The following is an 18,450-nucleotide window of genomic DNA, read 5'->3' on the forward strand; positions in this document are numbered from 1 at the left end:
GATGCTGCCGGCTGACTTCCCTCTGGCCCGTTGTCCGGGCTCGTCCGATCTTGTCGTCTCGTCTTATGCCTTGGCTACCGGCGGCGGACCGCCGGCGGCCGGAGCGGGCGGCGTTACCGCGAATAGTGCAGCCGCCAGAAATCCTGCCAGTCCTGCCGTGCGTCGAAATCGGCCTCGGCGGTCGCCATCGAGAAGGTCATCAGCGCGTCGAGGTGGTCGGAGATCCCCGAGGGCTCGTCATCGGGCAGGCCGATATCGGTATTGGTCGAGATCTTGCCGTCCACCGCCTGCGGCGCGATGCCCTCGGCGGTGAGCAGGTAATGGATGAACAGCCGCGCCGCATTGGGGCTGTCGGTGCCCGAGGCGATCACCCCCGGCCCCGGATACAGCCAGCCGATGAAGGGTTCCATGCCGGCGCACAGCCCGAGCTTGAAATCGCTCGACAGGTTGTCGCGATATTTGGCCACCGAGCTGAGGCCGAAAAAGGGATCGTCCTGGCCCGGCGCGCCGATCGCCTCGGCGACCGAGGAGGAATCCCCCAAAAGCGGCTGGTTTTCGGCATAGGCCTTGACCCAGGCGGCGGTGGCGCTCGCCTCGTCGGTTTCGAGCGGGGTGCCGAAATGGCTCTCATAGGCCGCGGCCATCGCGTCGTCGTAATGCATTTCCATCTGGTTGAACCAATCAGCGTAATTGGGTTTGACCAGCGGATCGAGCATGGCGACCTTGCGGGCATATTCGGGCTCGGTGAGCTGCCAGATATTGCTCACCGGGCAGGTGTCGTAGACCTCGGTATTGTAGGTGAAGACGTGCGGATCGTTGACCAGCACCAGCGGATCGCTCCATTGCGGCGCGATATTTTGGGCGATATCGCCGGGCACCCAGCTCTCGACGATGTCGAAGGGCACGAGCTGCGCGGCGATGGCGGCCACGTCGGCGGCCACCGAGACGTCGCCGACGATATTGCCGGCCTGGCTCTCGCGGATCAGCAATTCGACCTGGTCGGCCTCGTTGACCTTGCGGCCTTCGGCCTCGACGCCATAGGCGGCGGTGAAGGCCTCGGCCGTCTCGACGATCTTACCGGTCACCGCATAGACGGTGATGGGCGGTTCGGCCCGCGCCGCTTCGATCAAGGCATCGAGATCGAAGTCCTCCTGCGCCATGGCCGGCGCGGCGGTGAGCATCAGGCCCGCTGCGAAGGCGGCGAAAAGGCGGGTCCGGGGAAGTTTTGACATAGAATCTCCTTGCCGCGCGCGACATCCCATCGCGCCGGTCTTGTTGTCAGGGCACCGAAAGGGACGGCCGGCCCGGATCGGGGCCGGCCGCCGCAGGGGTCAGCGGGTGTAATTCATGCGCCAGAAATCCTGCCAGTCCTGACGGGTGTCGAAATCGTCCATGGCGGTGGCCGTGGAATATGGCATCATCTCGTCGAGATAGTCGGCCACCCCGGACAGGTCCTCGGGATGGGCCGGGACCTCGGTGTTGGACGACAGCTTGCCATCGGCGCTTTGCGGGGCGATGCCCTCCTCGGTCAGCAGGTAGCGGATGAACAGCCGCGCCGCATTGGGGCTGTCGGTCTGGGTCGAGATCATGCCGATCCCGGGATACATCCAGCCCGAAAAGGGATCGAGCCCGGTGCACAGGCCCAGCGCCAGCCCGTCCGGGGCGTTGTCGCGGAACTTGGCGGTGGCCATCAGCCCCATGAAGGGCTCGGCCTGCCCGCGCGCCCCCACCGAATCCCCGGCCGCCGAATCGGAATCGGTCAGCAGCGGCGAATTGGCGGCCAGCGCCTTGACCCAGGCCTTGGTGGCGCTCTCCTCATCGGTGTCGAGCGGGGCGCCGTAATGGGCCTCATAGGCCGAAGCGACGGCTTCGTCGAAATGCATCTCCATCTGGTTGAACCAGTCGGTATAGGTCGGCTTGCCCAGGGGGTCCTGCATGGCGAGCTTGCGGTTCCATTCCGGCTCGGTCAGCTCCCAGATATTGCTCACCGGACAGCTTTCGTAGACCTCGGTATTGTAGGTCCACACATTGGGGCTGGAGACGATGATCACCGGATCGCGCATCCCCTCGGGGATGACATCGACCAGATCGGGCGGCGTCCAGCTTTCCAAAAGCCCCATGGGCACCAATTGCGCCATGGCCGGCGGCACGTCCTGGACCACGACGACGTCGCCCACCACATTGCCGGCCTGCCCCTCGCGCATCACCTGATCGATCTGCGCCCCGGTCGAGACCTTGACCCCGGTCGCCTCGACCCCATAGGTCGCGGCGAAGGCCTCGGCGATCTCGACGATCTTGCCGGTGCTGTCATAGACGGTGATGCCGGGCTCGGCCTGCGCCGCCGCGACGAGGGCGTCGAGATCGAACCCCTCGGCGTCCCAGGCATTCTGCGCCCAGGCCGGCCCGGCGGCCAGCGCCATGGCCAGAACCCCGGCCCCCATGCCCAGCCGCCGCAATCGCAAAGTCGTGTTCACTGTGGTCGTCCTCCTCTTGTGAGCCGCCTCCTCAGGCCGGCACTTTCCGGGTGGCCCTGCGGGCCGTCGAACCAACTTCGCCCCGAAGCTGGGTATCGGCCGCCGCGTGGCGCACGCCTTCGGCGTCGAAGACGTGCAGCGTTTCGGGGCGGATATGGAACCAGCCCGCATCGCCATCGGAGATGGCCGGCGGCTGGTGCGTGGTCAGGAACAGTTTGGCCCCCTGGGCGGCGAGCTCGATGATCCACGAGCCGCCGGTGGGCAGCACCCCCGAGACCACCGCCTTTTCGGAAAAGGCGCCGTCGGGAATGGCCTTCTCGTCCAGCGCGAAGGCCACGGATTCCGGGCGCATGCCGATCGAGCCGATATCGGCGAGGCGCGGATGGTGGCGGGCGAAATAGGCCCGCGCCGACACGGCCAGCGGATTGGTGCTGCCTTCGCCCATCTCGACGATATTGATCGGCGGGCTGCCGACGAATTCGGCGACGAACCGGTTGGCGGGGCGCTCATAGATGTCGTTGGGCGTGCCGACCTGCTGCAGCGCGCCCTCGCTCATCACCGCGATCGAGGTGGCCAGCGTCATGGCCTCCCACTGGTCATGGGTGACGAAGACGATGGTGGTCTTGAATTCCTCGTGCAGGCGCTTCAATTCGGCCCGCATCTCGAGGCGCAGGCGCGCGTCGAGATTGGACAGCGGCTCGTCGAGCAGCAGCACGTCGGGGTTGACGGCCAGCATGCGGGCCAGCGCCACGCGCTGCTGCTGCCCGCCCGAGAGCTGGGAGGGATAGCGGTCGCGGTACTTCTCGATGCCGAGGGTCTTCATGACCTTCTCGACCCGCTCCTGGCGCTCGGCCCGAGGGACCTTGCGCAGGCGCAGGCCGAAATCGGTATTGCGCTCGATGGTCATGTGCGGCCACAGCGCATAGCTCTGGAACACCAGCCCCATGCCGCGCTTTTCCGGGGAGACGAAGGTGCCCGAAGTGACGCAATCGACGACGCGCTCGCCCACGGCGATGCGCCCGCCGGAGAGATGCTCGAGCCCGGCCACCATGCGCAGCGTGGTGGTCTTGCCGCAGCCCGAGGGGCCGAGCAGGCACATGAACTCGCCATCGTCGATGACCAGGTCGAGGTCGGACACCGCGTCGGGCGCGCTGCCGCCGTAATTCTTCCGGGCGCCGTAGAGGGTGATTGCGGGCATGGCTTAGCTCCCTAATCCGTCGGCTAGGTTGGTCTTGGTGAGTTTCTGGGCCAGAAGGGTCCCGAAATAGGCGATGGCGGCGATGATCAGCACCACCGCATTGGCGGCCTGGGTGTAGTTGTAATCGACCAGGCGCAGCGAATAGGTGGTGAGCACGTCGGTGGCCGGCACGGCGAGGATGACGAAGAGGCTCAGCCCCTTGATGCCGGAAATGAACGGCAGGAGGATACCGGTGACCAGCGCCCCCTTCTGGATGGGGACGACGATGGAGACCATGCGGCGGAACCAGCCGGCCCCCGAGACCTGCGCCGCTTCCTCGGGGTCCTTGCCCAATTGCATCATGGCCGAGATGCCGGCCCGCGAGGCATAGGGCATCTGGTCGGCGACCAGCGCCAGCATGAGGATGGCCGCCGTGCCGTAAAGCGCCGGGATCGGGCCGCGCTGCACGGCGAACAGCGACAGATAGGCCGCCGCGAACGCGATGCCGGGGACGAGATAGGGCAGGAACGTGACCTGGCGCAGGAACACCGCCAGCGGCCGCAGCGGGGTGCGCACCACCACATAGCCGACCAGGAGGCCGAGCAGGCCCGAACAGATCGAGGCGGTGCCCACGATGGTCAGCGTGTTGAAGGCGGCGCTCCACAGGGCCGGCGACAAGAGGATGCCGGTGCGCAGGGCGACGGTTTCGAGATTGGTGCCGATCCAGTAGTCGAGGGTGAAGTTCGACAGCGCGAAATTGGCCGGCACCCGCATGACGGTGGAGAGCGTCAGGGTGAGCAGCGGCAGGCCGACCGAAATAAGAAAGATCAGCGCCGCGAAGGCGGTGGCCGGGATGCGCAGCGGGCCCAGCGCGCTCTGCCGCGCCATGGCGCCCTTATTGCCCACGGTGACGAATTTGCGCGCCTCGCGCACCAGCCGCGCATCGATGAGCAGCGAGACGATGCCGATCAGCATGATGGCGGCGGCAAGCACCGCGGCCACCCCGGTCTGGCGCGAGGAGATGGAACGATAGAGCCCGGTGGCCAGAAGGTCGTAATTGACCGGCAGGCCGAGCACATAGGGGACGCCGAACTCGCCGATGCATTTGGCGAAGGCGAGGATGATGGCGCTCATCAGGGCCGGCAGCATCATGGGGCCGATGATTTTCAGCGCCACGGTGGAGGATCTGGCGCCCAGCATGCGGGCCGAATCCTCGAGCTGGCTGTCGAAGCGGCGCAGGGCGTTGCCGAACAGGAGGATGAAGAAGGGGATGTAGTTGAGCGCCAGGATGATGGTGATCGGCACCTGCCCATAGGCCAGCCAATCGGGCGGGGTGAGCCCCAGCGCCTCGAACCAGCCCAATTGCCCGCCCACCGAGCGGTTCTTGAACAGGGTGGTCCAGGCCAGCGCGAAGGTCCAGGCCGGCAGCATGAACGGGACGATCAGCGCCGTGGCGAACCAGCGCCGGGCGAACATGTCGGTGCGGCTCACCAGCCAGGCCAGCGGCCCGCCAATGGCCAATGAAATGCCGATGGCCCCGAAGGCGACCGAGAGCGTGTTGACCAGCGGCGCCCAGAAGAGATTGCCCGCCACCGGCGAGAACAGCGCCCGGCTGATATAATAGAAGGTCCAGGCCCCCGGCTCGGTGCCGATGCGCCGCTCGTCGCCGAACTGCACCCGCCCGGCATCGACCAGCAGCGACAGGATGGGCACGATGATGAGATAGGCGAACAGCAGCGCCGCCAGGATGCCGATCAGCGTGGTCGGTTCGCGCAGGGCGATGCGGACCCGGTAGCGCAGCCGCTGCCACAGGCCCGGCCGGGCGGAGGGAACGCCGCGATCCGCCGCCGCGCTCATGACCGCGCCCCTTGGGCATGGATGTGGAAACGGGACGCCGCGGGCGGCGCTGAAGGCTTGGTCATTCTTCCTCCCGGATGCCTTGTTCCGCCAGGGCGGAAACGGCATCTCTGCTCCGGACCGGACGGGCCGATCCTCTCCATGCCTTCGAGACTAAATCGCTCGCCGGGCAAGTCAAGGATTTTTTGCACACCTGTGCAAGCGCGAATAATTCGACGCGAAGCCATTGTTTTAACTGGAAAACCGGCATGCGCATGCCGTTAGCGCATACGGTTGGCCGGCGCGCCGGCACGCGCTTGGTGATTTTTTGCACGCCTGTGCACGAGGGTTGTGGCGCGTGGTGAGAAGCAGGCTATTGCACACCAGTGCATTAGCTGTTTAGCTGGCATCAGTGCCGGACGGGAGGGTCCGGCGATAAACGGCCATGCAAAGGCCATATAAGGGAGAGAGATCATGATTCGTGCGATCGCCATGTCCGGCCTCGCCGCGGCCGCGCTGCTCGGCACCAGCGGCGCAGTCAACGCCCAGTCGGGCGAACTGGTGCTCTATTGCGCCGCCGACGAGGGCATCTGCCGGCTGCTGTCGGAAACCTTCCAGCGCGAAACCGGCATCAACGTCCTGATGACCCGCAAATCCTCCGGCGAGACCTATGCCCAGCTCAAGGCCGAGGAAGGCCAGCCGCGCGGCGACGTGTGGTGGGGCGGCACCGGCGATCCGCATCTGCAGGCCGCTCAGGAGGGCCTGACCTCGGTCTATGAATCGCCCATGCTCGACCAGCTCCAGGATTGGGCGGTGCGCCAGGCCGAGACCGCCGATTACCGCACCGTGGGCGTCTATGCCGGCGCGCTGGGCTTCGGCTACAACACCGACCTGATCGACCCGGCCAGCGAAAACGCTCCCAAATGCTGGGCGGACCTGCTCGACGAGGCCTATCGCGACGAGATCCAGGTCGCCAATCCCAATTCCTCGGGCACCTCCTACACCATGCTGGCCACCCTGGTGCAGCTCATGGGCGAGGACGAGGCCTTCGCATATCTCGCCGCGCTGGACGACAATATCGCCCAATATACCAGCTCGGGCTCGGCCCCCATCCGCGCCGCCGGCACCGGAGAAACCACCATCGGCATCGTCTTCATGCACGATGCGGTGACCCAAGCGGTCTCCGGTTCGCCGATCCAGGTGGTCGCCCCCTGCGAGGGCACCGGCTATGAGGTGGGCTCGATGAGTCTCATCGAAGGCGGCCCCAACCCCGAAAACGCCCGCCTGTTCTATGATTGGGTGCTGACTCCGGAAGCCCAGGAGCTGGGCGCCCAGGCCAATTCCTTCCAGGTGCCGTCCAACATGAACGCGGCGACGCCGGAGGAATCCCCCAATCTCGAGGACATCCTCCTGATCGACTATGATTTCGCCCTCTATGGCTCGTCCGACGAACGCAGCCGGCTGCTGTCGCGCTGGGATCAGGAGATCGGCTCGCGGTGAGGCAGGCCCTCACCCTCGTCAACCGGCTCGGCGGCCTGTGGCTCCTTGTGGGGCTGGCCGCCGTGCTGGTCCTGCCCTGGTACAAGCTCCCGCCGCCCGATACCGGCGGCGGAGCCTCCCTGCTCGGTTCGGCCCTGACCGAAGCCCTTGCCGGGCGCTGGTGGCTGCTGCCGCCGGTGCTGGCGATGCTCGCCTTCGCCGGCTTGCGGCTGGGCCGGGGCGAGCGCTGGCCGGCCCATGCCGCCGTGCCCTGGCTGGCCGGGGCGGCCGCCATCCTCTATCTCGGTCAGGCCTTCGGCATCGGCCTGCGCGGCCCGGCGATCGATGGCATTGCCCAAGCCATGCCCGCCGCGGCTCTCGGGCAGCCCGGGCTTGGCGTGGGCGGCTTTGCCTTGGGCATCGCGCTCACCGGCATCATCGCCGACAGCCTCGCCATGCGCGGCTTCTGCCGCGGCGAGCGCTTCGCGGCCAATGCGGTGATCTTCGTCATCACCCTTTTGACGCTGTTCGTCTTCTTCCCCATCCTGCGGCTGGGATCGGCGGCGCTGTTCACCCCGGACGGGGTATTCCAGCCCGGCCTGTTCGTCACCCGCTTCACCGCGCCCGACCTCTGGGGCCTCGACTGCCTGGTCGGCGACCGCAAATGCGGCGTGGTGATCAACACGCTGATCCTGGGCATCCTGTCGGGCCTTTGCTCCACCGCGCTGGGACTGGCCCTGGCGCTGATCGTGGCGCGCACGGGGTTCCGCTTCAAGGGCGCCCTGCGAGCCATTTCCATCCTGCCCATCATCACGCCGCCCTTCGTGGTCGGCGTCGCCATCATCGTCCTGTTCGGCCGCACCGGGGTGGTGACCGGCTGGCTCGACCTGTTGTTCGATATCCCCCGCACCCGCTGGGTCTATGGCCTGCCGGGCATTCTCCTCGCCCAGGTGCTGGCCTTCGCCCCCATCACCTTCCTCGTGCTGCTGGGCACGGTAGAGGCCATCAACCCGACGCTGGAGGAAGCCTCCAAGACGCTGGGCGCAAAGCCCTTCGCGACCTTCCGCACCGTGACCTGGCCGCTGCTGCGTCCCGGCCTCGCCGCCGCCTTCCTTCTCGCCTTCATCGAGAGCCTGGCCGATTTCGGCAATCCGATCGTTCTGGGCGGCGGCTATGACGTATTGTCGATCCGCATCTTCTTTGCCGTGGTCGGGGCGCGCTACGACCTGGGCAATGCGGCGGTGCTGGCCATCATCCTCCTGACCCTGACGCTGAGCGCCTTCTGGCTACAGACCCGCTGGCTGGGCAAGAAATCCTATGTGACGGTGACCGGGAAATCCGATGCCGGGCTCTCGGCCCCCCTGCCCGACCCGCTCAAGGCGGCGGTCTATCTGGCGGTGATCCCGTGGATCCTCTTCACCCTCGGGGTCTATGCCATCGTGGTGATCGGGGGGTTCGTCACCGACGTGGCGCGGTTCGACCTCGCCCCGACGCTGAGGCACCTCTCCACCGCCTTCGCCTTCGAATTCGGCCAGTTCGGCCTGCAGCTCTACGGCTCGGCCTGGGATTCGCTGCAGACCACCGTGCTGGTCTCGGCCATCGCCGCCCCGCTGACCACGGCGATCGGCATCCTCACCGCCTATCTCATCGCGCGGCAGAATTTTGCCGGCAAGGGCGCCTTCGAGTTCGGCACCATGCTCAGCTTCGCCATTCCGGGCACGGTGGTCGGCGTCTCCTATGTCGCCGCCTTCAACGTGCCCCCGGTCGACATCACCGGCACCATGGCCATCCTCGTCATCTGCTTCATGTTCCGCAACATGCCGGTGGGCATGCGGGCAGGCATCGCCGCGCTGTCGCAGATCGACCGCTCCATGGAGGAAGCCAGCCAGACCATGGGGGCCAACGGCTTCGCCACCCTGCGCACCGTGGTGCTGCCGCTGATCCGCCCGGCCATCTTCACCTCGATGGTCTATGCCTTCGTCACGGCGATGACGGCGGTCTCGGCTGTGATCTTCCTCGTCAGCGCCCGCCACAACATGGCCACCGCCTATATCATGGGCCGGGTCGAGAACGGGGAATACCCGCTGGCCATCGCCTATTCGGCGGTGCTGATGATCATCATGATCGTGTGCATCGCCATCATCCAGCTGCTGGTCGGCCGGCGCCAGCTCGGCCGCCGCAGCGAGATGCATAAGCCACCGGCCGCCCTGCCCGCAGAATAGGACCCGAGAACCCATGACGGAAACCGCCATCGAATTTGTCGACGTGGTCAAGCGCTATGGCAGCGTGACGGCGGTCGACCGGATCAGCTTCTCGATCCGGCGCGGCGAACTGGTGACCTTTCTCGGGCCTTCGGGATGCGGCAAGACCACCTCGCTGCGCCTCATCGCCGGGCTGGAACTGCCCAGCGAGGGCACGGTGCGCATCGCCGGCCAGGACGTTTCCACCCGCGCCGCCGCCGAGCGCAATGTGGGCATGGTGTTCCAGTCCTACGCGCTGTTTCCCCATATGACCGTCATCGACAACGTCGCCTATGGTCCCACCATAAGGGGCGGCGACAAGAAGGCGGCGGCCGAGCGGGGCATGGAAATCCTCGCCATGCTGGGGCTCGAGGGGCTGGGCAAGCGCCTGCCCTCGGAACTCTCGGGCGGCCAGCAGCAGCGCGTCGCCGTGGCCCGCGCCATCGTGCAGCAGCCCGACGTGCTGCTGTTCGACGAACCGCTCTCCAATGTGGACGCCAAGCTGCGCCGCCGGGTGCGCGAGGAAATCCGCGACCTGCAACGCCGCTTCAACCTCACGGCGGTCTATGTCACCCACGACCAGGAGGAGGCGCTGGCGGTGTCCGACCGCATCGTGGTGATGAACCAGGGCCGCATCGCCCAGATCGGCACCCCGCGCGAGCTCTACAACAGCCCCAGCTCGCGCTTCGTGGCCGACTTCATCGGCGATGCCAATCTGATCGAGGGGCAGTTCGAGGGCACGTCCTTCGTGGCCGGCGACCTCGCCCTGACGCTGCCCGGCGGCCCCGGCAACGGCCCCGCCACCATCTCGGTGCGCCCCGAGCAGATCGCGCTTGCCGCCGCGCCCCAGGGGAGCGCCACGGTGACCAATGCCATCTATCTGGGGTCGCGCTACGAATATCTGGTCGAGACCGCCTATGGTCCGCTGCTGGTCTCGGCCCCCATCACCTCCGCCCCGCTGGCCAGCGGCGACCGGGTGGATGTCGAGATCCGCCCCGACGGCTTCACGCTTTTGGAAAGTTGACATGGTTCCCAATTCCGAACACGCTGCCCGCCACGACGCGGTGCGGGACATCGCGCGCGAGGCCGGAGCCCTGGCGCTGCGCTATTTCGAGGCCCGGGCAGACCTCGCCATCGAGGCCAAGGCCAGCCCGCAGGACGTGGTGTCGATCGCCGACCGCGAGGTCGAGACCCTGATCGCCACGCGCATCGCGGCGCTGTTTCCCGAGGACGGGCTGCTGGGCGAGGAGCACGCCCCCGTGCCGACCAAAAGCGGCTATACCTGGATCATCGATCCCATCGACGGCACCAGCCCCTTCGTCATGGGCATGCCGGACTGGTGCGTGTCGATCGCCGTCCATGACGGCACCCGCCCGGTGGCCAGCGCCATCTGCGCGCCACGGGTCGACGATCTCTATCACGGGGTCCGGGGCGGCGGAGCGTGGCTGAACGGCCAGCCCCTCGCCGTCGACCGCGAGCGGACCATCCAGTCGGGCCTCTTGGGCATGGGAGCCAATTACCGCATTCCGCGCACCTATATCACCACCTTCGCCGACCGCCTGCTCGAAGCCGGCGGCATGTTCTACCGCAACGGATCGGGCGCCCTGATGATCGCCTATGTGGCGGCGGGCCGGCTGGTGGGCTATTTCGAGCCCCATATCAACGCCTGGGACTGCATGGCGGCCATCCTCCTGGTCGAGGAGGCCGGGGGCTGGGTGGCGCCCTTCTGCGCCGATGGCGACCTGGCGCGGGGCGACGCCATCATCGCCGCCGCGCCCGGCGCCCGCGACGCCCTGCTGCGATTGAGCGACGGACTGATCTACCGGCCCTGACGCGCGCGGCATTTTGATAGAGATTATCTATCGTGCAACGGCATTGCTTTATTGATTTTGCCGGTTTCTTGCCGCTTTAATAGCCTTTCCGCATAAGAACAGGAGGATTCTGCATGGCGCTGCAGGATCCCGGGCCGGACGCCGCGGCGCAGACCCGGAACATCATCGCGGACATGACGCATCTGGAGGGACCGCTGCTGCCCATGCTGCACGCGGTGCAGGCAGCGTTCGGCCATGTGCCGCAGGAGGCTTTGCCGGTCATTGCCGATACGCTCAACATCTCCAATGCCGAAATCCATGGCGTGGTGAGCTTCTACCACGATTTCCGCCGCGCGCCGGCCGGGCGGCACGTCTTGAAACTCTGCCGCGCCGAAGCCTGCCAGTCCATGGGCTCGGAGGCCGTGGCCGCAAAGCTCACCGCCCTGCTCGGGGTCCGCTCGGGGGAAACCAGCCCCGATCAGGCGGTCACCATCGAACCGGTCTATTGCCTCGGACTGTGCTCCTGCGCCCCCGCCGCCCTGCTGGACGGGGAACCGATCGGGCGGCTCGACGACGAGCGCATTGTCGCGATCGTCGAAAGGGTGCGTCCATGAGCATCACCATTTTCATTCCCCGCGACGCGGCGGCGCTGGCGCTGGGTGCCGATGGCGTGGCCGCCGCCATGGCAAAGGAAATCGCGGCGCGCGGCATCCCGGCCCGCATCGTGCGCAACGGCTCGCGCGGCATGCACTGGCTCGAACCGCTGGTCGAGGTGGACTCGGGCGGCGCGCGCCGGGCCTTCGGGCCGGTGGCGCCCGGGGACGTGGCGTCCCTGTTCGCGGCCGGCTTCCTCGATGGCGACGCCCATCCCCTCGCTCTGGGGCCGACCGACGCCATTCCCTTCCTCGCCCGGCAGACCCGGCTCACCTTCGCACGCTGCGGCGTCACGGACCCGCTGTCGCTCGACGATTATCGCCGCCATGACGGGCTCAGGGGGCTGGAAAAGGCCGTCGCCATGGCCCCCGAGGACATCGTCCGCGAAGTGACCGATTCCGGGCTGCGTGGACGCGGCGGGGCCGGCTTTCCCACCGGCATCAAATGGAACACGGTGCGCGGCGCCGTGGCCGAGCAGAAGTATATCGTCTGCAATGCCGATGAGGGGGATTCGGGGACCTTCGCCGACCGCATGATCATGGAAGGCGACCCGTTCGTCCTCATCGAGGGCATGGCCATTGCCGGGCTGGCGGTGGGGGCGACCAAAGGCTTCATCTATATCCGCTCCGAATATCCCCATGCGGTGGCCGCCATGCGCGCCGCCATCCTAATCGCCCGCGCCGAGGGGATTCTCGGGCCAGCGGTGCTGGGCTCGGGGCGCGGCTTCGACATGGAAGTGCGGGTGGGCGCGGGCGCCTATGTCTGCGGCGAGGAAACCTCGCTGCTCAACAGCCTCGAGGGCAAGCGCGGCGTGGTGCGCGCCAAGCCGCCGCTGCCGGCGCTCCAGGGCCTGTTCGGCAAGCCCACCGTCGTCAACAACGTCATCTCGCTGGCCTCGGTGCCGGTGATCCTCGACAAGGGCGCCGCATATTACAAGGATTTCGGCATGGGCCGCTCGCGCGGCACCATCCCCATCCAGATCGCCGGCAACGTGAAGCATGCCGGCCTATTCGAAACCGGCTTCGGGCTGACGCTGGGCGAGATCATCGAAACCATAGGCGGCGGCACGGCCTCGGGCCGGCCGGTCAAGGCCGTGCAGGTGGGCGGGCCGCTGGGCGCCTATTTCCCGCCTGCCCTGTTCGACACCCCGTTCGACTATGAGGCCTTCGCCGCCAAGGACGGGCTGATCGGCCATGCGGGGATCACCGTTTTCGACGACAGCGCCGACATGCTGAAAATGGCCCGCTTCGCCATGGAATTCTGCGCCGTGGAGAACTGCGGCAAATGCACCCCGTGCCGCATCGGCTCGACGCGCGGGGTGGAGACGCTGGACAAGCTGGCGCTGGGCATCGAGCCCGACGCCTCGCTGGCTCTCGTCACCGACCTCTGCAACACCATGAAGTTCGGCTCGCTCTGCGCGCTGGGCGGCTTCACCCCCTATCCGGTGATGAGCGCCCTCACCCATTTCCCACAGGATTTCGTCCCCCGCCCGGCGGCGGTCGCGGCCGAATAGGAGGAGGCTTTCCCATGAGTCTGATCCAGGAAACCGATTACGGCACCCCCGCCTCCCGGGCCGAAAAGACCGTGACCCTCACCATAGACGGCTTCGCCGTCACCGTGCCCGAGGGCACCTCGGTGATGCGCGCCGCCATGGAAGCGGGCATGAAGGTGCCAAAACTGTGCGCCACCGACATGGTGGACGCCTTCGGCTCGTGCCGGCTGTGCCTCGTCGAGATCGAGGGCCGCAACGGCACCCCGGCCTCCTGCACCACCCCGGTGGCCGAGGGCATGGCGGTGCGGACCCAGACGCAACAGCTCAAGACCCTGCGCAAGGGGGTGATGGAGCTCTATATCTCCGACCATCCGCTCGATTGCCTCACCTGCGCCGCCAATGGCGATTGCGAATTGCAGGACATGGCCGGCGCGGTGGGCCTGCGCGACGTGCGCTATGGCCAGGAGGGGGAGAACCATTTCACCGCCACCCGGGGCGGCGAAGCCAATTTCCACTATATGCCCCAGGACGATTCCAACCCCTATTTCACCTACGACCCCTCCAAATGCATCGTTTGCTCGCGCTGCGTGCGGGCCTGCGAGGAGGTGCAGGGCACCTTCGCCCTCACCATCGAGGGGCGCGGCTTCGACAGCCGGGTGGCGGCCGGCATGCACCAGTCCTTCCTCGACAGCGACTGCGTCTCCTGCGGGGCCTGCGTCCAGGCCTGCCCCACCGCGACGCTCACCGAGAAATCGGTGATCGAAATCGGCCAGCCCGAGCATTCGGTGGTCACCACCTGCGCCTATTGCGGCGTGGGGTGCTCGTTCAAGGCCGAGATGCGCGGCGACGAACTGGTGCGCATGGTGCCCTGGAAGGATGGCAAGGCCAATCGCGGCCATTCCTGCGTCAAGGGCCGCTTCGCCTGGGGTTATGCCACCCACAAGGAACGCATCCTCAACCCCATGATCCGCGAAAAGGTCACCGATCCGTGGCGCGAGGTGAGCTGGGACGAGGCGCTGGGCCATGTGGCGCGCGAATTCACCCGCATCCAGGCCGAGCACGGCCGCGGCGCCATTGGCGGGCTCACCTCCTCACGCTGCACCAATGAGGAGACCTATCTGGTCCAGAAGCTGATCCGCCAGGGGTTCGGCAACAACAATGTCGATACCTGCGCCCGGGTCTGCCATTCGCCCACCGGCTACGGGCTGGGCCAGGCCTTCGGCACCTCGGCCGGCACCCAGGATTTCGATTCGGTCGAGGAGACCGACGTGGTGCTGGTCATCGGCGCCAATCCCGCCGCCGCCCATCCGGTGTTCGCCTCCCGGCTCAAGAAGCGCCTGCGGGCCGGCGCGAAACTCATCGTCATCGACCCGCGCCGCACCGAGACCGTGCGCAGCCCGCATGTGGAGGCCGCCTTCCACCTGCCGGTGCAGCCGGGCACCAATGTCGCCATGATCACGGCATTGGCCCATGTGATCGTCACCGAGGGCCTCTTTGACGAGGCCTTCATCCGCGAGCGCTGCGACTGGTCCGAATTCGAGGACTATGCCGAATTCGTCGCCGATCCGCGCCACAGCCCGGAGGAGACCGAACGGTTCACCGGCGTCCCCGCCGCCGATGTGCGCGGCGCGGCGCGGCTGTTCGCCCAAGGCGGTAATGGCTCGATCTATTACGGGCTCGGGGTCACCGAGCACAGCCAGGGCTCGACCACGGTGATGGCCATCGCCAACCTCGCCATGCTGACCGGCAATATCGGCCGCCCCGGCGTCGGCGTGAACCCTTTGCGCGGGCAGAACAACGTGCAGGGCTCGTGCGACATGGGCTCCTTCCCGCACGAGCTGCCCGGCTATCGCCACATCTCCACCGACGCGGCGCGGGAAACCTTCGAGATGCTGTGGGGCGTGACGCTGGACAAGGAACCCGGCCTGCGCATCACCAACATGCTCGACGCCGCCGTCGAGGGCAGCTTCAAGGGGCTGTACGTGCAGGGCGAGGATATCCTGCAATCGGACCCCGACACCCGCCACGTCGCGGCCGGGCTCGCGGCCATGGACTGCGTGGTGGTGCACGATCTCTTCCTCAACGAGACCGCCAATTACGCCCATGTGTTCCTGCCCGGCTCGACCTTCCTCGAAAAGGACGGCACCTTCACCAATGCCGAGCGGCGCATCAACCGGGTGCGCAAGGTCATGGCCCCGCGCAACGGCTTCGCCGACTGGGAGGTGACCCAGATGCTGGCCCAGGCCATGGGGCTGGACTGGGCCTATACCCATCCCGCCCAGATCATGGACGAGATCGCCATGACCACCCCGTCCTTCGCCGGGGTCAGCTATGAGCGCCTCGACGCCCTGGGCTCGGTGCAATGGCCCTGCAACGAAGCGGCCCCCGAAGGCACCCCGATCATGCATGTGGACGGTTTCGTGCGCGGGCGCGGCAAATTCATCCGCACCGAATATATCCCCACCGACGAGCGCACCGGGCCGCGCTTTCCCCTGCTGCTCACCACCGGGCGCATCCTGTCGCAATACAATGTCGGCGCCCAGACCCGCCGCACCGCCAACACCGTCTGGCACGACGAGGACCTGCTCGAAATCCACCCCCATGACGCCGAGCAGCGCGGCATCCGCGACGGCGACTGGGTGCGGCTGGCCAGCCGGGCCGGCGAGACGACGCTCAGGGCAGAAATCACCGACCGCGTGGCACCGGGGGTGGTCTACACCACCTTCCACCACCCCCTGACCCAAGCCAATGTCATCACCACCGACTTTTCCGACTGGGCGACCAATTGCCCGGAATACAAGGTGACGGCGGTGCAGGTCGCCCCCTCCAACGGGCCCTCGGACTGGCAGCGCGACTATGCCGAGCACGCGCGGCAGGCGCGCCGCATCGCCACCCCGACCGAGGCGGCGGAATGAGCCTGTCCCCGCGGCCGCCGGTCACCGGGTTCTCGCGCCTGGCCCACCGTTCGGCCGGCACCAGCCGCGCGGTGCGCCCGGTGCCCGAGGAGGTGCCGGTGGCCTTCACCTTTGCCGGCACCACCCATGCGGTGATGATGGCCAGCCCGGCCGATCTCGAGGATTTCGCTTTGGGCTTCGCGCTCACCGAGGGGATCATCGCCTCGCCCCATGAGATCGAGCGCATGGCCATCGAGGATCTGGGGGCGGGGATCGACATCCAGACCTGGCTGCACGACACCGCCAACCGGCGCTTCGAGGCGCGCCGCCGGCGCCTCGCCGGACCGGTGGGCTGTGGGCTGTGCGGCATCGAATCCATCGAGGAGGCCATGCGCGCCGTGCCCCGGGTCGCGAACAGCGCCCTGCGGCTCACCCCGGCCGACATCGCCGAGGCCCTGCGCCAGCTTTCGGGCCTTCAGCCCTTCCACAGGGAGACCGGCGCGGTGCACGCCGCCGGCTTTTTCGTGCCCGGAGAGGGCATGGTGCTGGCGCGCGAGGATGTGGGCCGGCACAATGCGCTCGACAAGCTGGCCGGCGCGCTCTCCAGGGCCGGCATTGACGGGCGCAGCGGCGTTGTCGCCGTCACCTCGCGGGTCTCGGTGGAGATGATCCAGAAATCCGCCGCCATCGGCGCCCCGGCCATCCTCGCGGTCTCGGCCCCCACGGCGCTGGCCGTGCGCACCGCCGAGGCGGCCGGCATGATGCTGGTGGCCCTGGTGCGGGGGGCCGAATTCGACGTCTTCACCCATCCCGAGCGGCTGGCCGGCGCGGAGACCAAGCATGTCGCATGATAAGGGCACGCAAAAGCTCGTGCGCATGGCCAACCAGATCGCCGCCTTCTTCGCCACCCAGGGCGGGGCGGACGGCGCGGCGGCGGTGGCCGAGCACATCAACAGGTTCTGGGAGCCGCGCATGCGGCGGCAATTGCTCGCCCTCGTCGCGGCGGGCGGCACGGGTCTCAGCCCGCTGGCCCTCGCGGCGGCGCCGGCCATCCGGCTGCCCGACCCCGAGGATCATCGCGCCTGACCATGCTGATCGAACGCCTCGAACTGTTCATCGCCCTGGCCCGCGAGCGTCATTTCGGGCGGGCGGCGGAAGCCTGCGGCATCACCCAGCCCACGCTGTCCTCGGCCATCAAGCAGCTCGAGGCCTCGCTGGGGGTGATGCTGGTCAAGCGCGGCTCGCGCTTTGGCGGGCTGACCCCGGAAGGCGAGCTGGTGCTGGGCTGGGCGCAAAGGCTGGTCGGGGATTCCCACGCCATGCGCGAGGAGGTCAAGGCCTCGCGGCACGGGCTGTCGGGCCGGCTGCGCATCGCGGCCATCCCGGCGGCGCTGGCCATGGTGGCCGAGTTCACCACCCCGTTCCGCGAAGCCCATCCGGGGGTGACCTTCTCGATCCTGTCGCGCACCTCGGTGGACATCCTGTCGCTGATCGGCAATTTCGACGCCGATATCGGCATCACCTATCTCGACAACGAGCCGCTGGGGCGGATGATCTCGGTGCCGCTCTATCGCGAGCGCTACCATCTGGTCACCGCGGCCGACGGCCCCTTCGCCGATGTCGAGGCGGTGAGCTGGGCCGATCTGGCCAGCCTGCCGCTCTGCCTCCTGACCCCCGACATGCAGAACCGACGCATCATCGACCAGCACCTGGCCGAGGCCGGCGCCCTGGTGCGCCCGACGCTCGAATCCAATTCGATGATCGTCCTGTTTTCCCATATCCGGACCGGCAAATGGTCCTCGATCATGCCCGGCAACCTGATCCGCACCCTGGGGCTGTCCGAGGCGGTGCGCACCATCCCCATCATGGCGCCGGTGGCCAGTCATCTCGTTGGCCTCGTCGCCGCCCATCGCGATCCCCACACCCCGCTGGTCACCACCTTCCTCAACGCGGCGCGCAAGCTCAGCCATACCCTGGTCGACGGGGTGGCGAAATAACGCCTACGCCAGGCTTTCGATCCATTTTCTGATGTCTTGTTGTGTTGTGACGTCGCCATATTTCTGGTTGATGTCGTAGAGGGCGGCGTCGTGGGGGGGCTGGGCGCGGTCGGCGCAGCATTGGGCGGGGACGAGGACATTGAAGCCCGCCTGCACGGCATCGACGGCGGTGGCGCGGACGCAGCCCGAGGTGGTGGCGCCGGTGATAACCAGCGTGTCGACCCCGTGCGCGGCGAGGAGGCCGGCCAGATTGGTGCCGAAGAAGGCCGAGGCGCCCTTCTTGACGATGACCGGATCACCGGGCTGGATCCCGGTCGCCGCGTCGATCTCGACGAGGCGCGAGCCTTCGACCAGCGCCGCCAGCCCTTTGGACTTGCGCAGCCAGGCGAGGGTTTC

Annotated in this window: 15 protein-coding genes; 10 read left to right on the forward strand and 5 right to left on the reverse strand. The window is 67.5% G+C overall.

Annotation, left to right across the window (positions count from 1 at the left end):
- Positions 1-113: 113 nt before the first annotated feature.
- The 4 genes from DVH29_RS12100 to DVH29_RS12115 form a co-directional block, all read right to left on the reverse strand.
- Positions 114-1,232 (reverse strand): ABC transporter substrate-binding protein, encoded by a 1,119-nt coding sequence (locus DVH29_RS12100; protein ID WP_114646439.1) that lies wholly within the window; start codon positions 1,230-1,232, stop codon positions 114-116.
- Positions 1,233-1,331: 99 nt separating this feature from the next.
- Positions 1,332-2,441, reverse strand: a complete 1,110-nt coding sequence (locus DVH29_RS12105) for an ABC transporter substrate-binding protein (protein ID WP_114646440.1) — start codon at positions 2,439-2,441, stop codon at positions 1,332-1,334.
- Positions 2,442-2,505: 64 nt separating this feature from the next.
- Positions 2,506-3,672 (reverse strand): ABC transporter ATP-binding protein, encoded by a 1,167-nt coding sequence (locus DVH29_RS12110; RefSeq protein WP_114646441.1) that lies wholly within the window; start codon positions 3,670-3,672, stop codon positions 2,506-2,508.
- Between the two features lie 3 nt (positions 3,673-3,675).
- Complete coding sequence (locus DVH29_RS12115; RefSeq protein ID WP_114646442.1) at positions 3,676-5,508, reverse strand: ABC transporter permease; 1,833 nt, start codon at positions 5,506-5,508, stop codon at positions 3,676-3,678.
- Positions 5,509-5,961: 453 nt separating this feature from the next.
- Here DVH29_RS12115 and DVH29_RS12120 point away from each other — a divergent pair, with 453 nt between their 5' ends.
- The 10 genes from DVH29_RS12120 to DVH29_RS12165 all read left to right on the forward strand — a co-directional run bounded on the left by DVH29_RS12120 (position 5,962) and on the right by DVH29_RS12165 (position 18,054).
- Positions 5,962-6,987: an ABC transporter substrate-binding protein gene (locus DVH29_RS12120; protein ID WP_199562583.1), complete on the forward strand. Its 1,026-nt coding sequence runs from the start codon at positions 5,962-5,964 to the stop codon at positions 6,985-6,987.
- A complete protein-coding gene (locus DVH29_RS12125; RefSeq protein ID WP_114646444.1) occupies positions 6,984-9,188 on the forward strand; it encodes an ABC transporter permease in 2,205 nt (734 codons plus the stop codon). The genes DVH29_RS12120 and DVH29_RS12125 overlap by 4 nt, the downstream gene beginning before the upstream one ends.
- Positions 9,189-9,201: 13 nt before the next feature.
- Complete coding sequence (locus tag DVH29_RS12130) at positions 9,202-10,230, forward strand: ABC transporter ATP-binding protein (protein ID WP_114646445.1); 1,029 nt, start codon at positions 9,202-9,204, stop codon at positions 10,228-10,230.
- Between the two features lies 1 nt (position 10,231).
- Positions 10,232-11,038, forward strand: coding sequence for an inositol monophosphatase family protein (locus tag DVH29_RS12135; protein WP_114646446.1), 807 nt, complete (start codon positions 10,232-10,234; stop codon positions 11,036-11,038).
- A 113-nt stretch (positions 11,039-11,151) separates the two neighbouring features.
- A complete protein-coding gene (locus DVH29_RS12140; protein WP_114646447.1) occupies positions 11,152-11,631 on the forward strand; it encodes a formate dehydrogenase subunit gamma in 480 nt (159 codons plus the stop codon).
- The gene (locus DVH29_RS12145) at positions 11,628-13,184 is read left to right on the forward strand and encodes a formate dehydrogenase beta subunit (RefSeq protein ID WP_114646448.1); all 1,557 of its coding nucleotides are present in this window, start codon (positions 11,628-11,630) and stop codon (positions 13,182-13,184) included. Before DVH29_RS12140 ends, DVH29_RS12145 begins: the two co-directional genes overlap by 4 nt.
- A 14-nt stretch (positions 13,185-13,198) precedes the next feature.
- Positions 13,199-16,078, forward strand: coding sequence for a formate dehydrogenase subunit alpha (gene fdhF, locus DVH29_RS12150; RefSeq protein ID WP_114646449.1), 2,880 nt, complete (start codon positions 13,199-13,201; stop codon positions 16,076-16,078).
- On the forward strand, positions 16,075-16,908 hold the full coding sequence (fdhD, locus tag DVH29_RS12155) for a formate dehydrogenase accessory sulfurtransferase FdhD (RefSeq protein WP_114646450.1): 834 nt from the start codon (positions 16,075-16,077) through the stop codon (positions 16,906-16,908). The genes fdhF and fdhD overlap by 4 nt, the downstream gene beginning before the upstream one ends.
- Complete coding sequence (locus DVH29_RS12160; protein WP_114646451.1) at positions 16,898-17,143, forward strand: formate dehydrogenase subunit delta; 246 nt, start codon at positions 16,898-16,900, stop codon at positions 17,141-17,143. Before fdhD ends, DVH29_RS12160 begins: the two co-directional genes overlap by 11 nt.
- A gap of 5 nt (positions 17,144-17,148) precedes the next feature.
- Positions 17,149-18,054 (forward strand): LysR family transcriptional regulator, encoded by a 906-nt coding sequence (locus tag DVH29_RS12165; protein ID WP_114646457.1) that lies wholly within the window; start codon positions 17,149-17,151, stop codon positions 18,052-18,054.
- A gap of 3 nt (positions 18,055-18,057) precedes the next feature.
- Here DVH29_RS12165 and DVH29_RS12170 read toward each other — a convergent pair.
- Positions 18,058-18,450, reverse strand: a 393-nt coding sequence (locus tag DVH29_RS12170; RefSeq protein ID WP_114646452.1) for an isochorismatase family protein, incomplete at its 5' end; no start/stop codon positions are given.

This window comes from Pelagibacterium lacus, assembly GCF_003345525.1.
GTDB classification, from domain to species: Bacteria; Pseudomonadota; Alphaproteobacteria; order Rhizobiales; family Devosiaceae; genus Pelagibacterium; species Pelagibacterium lacus.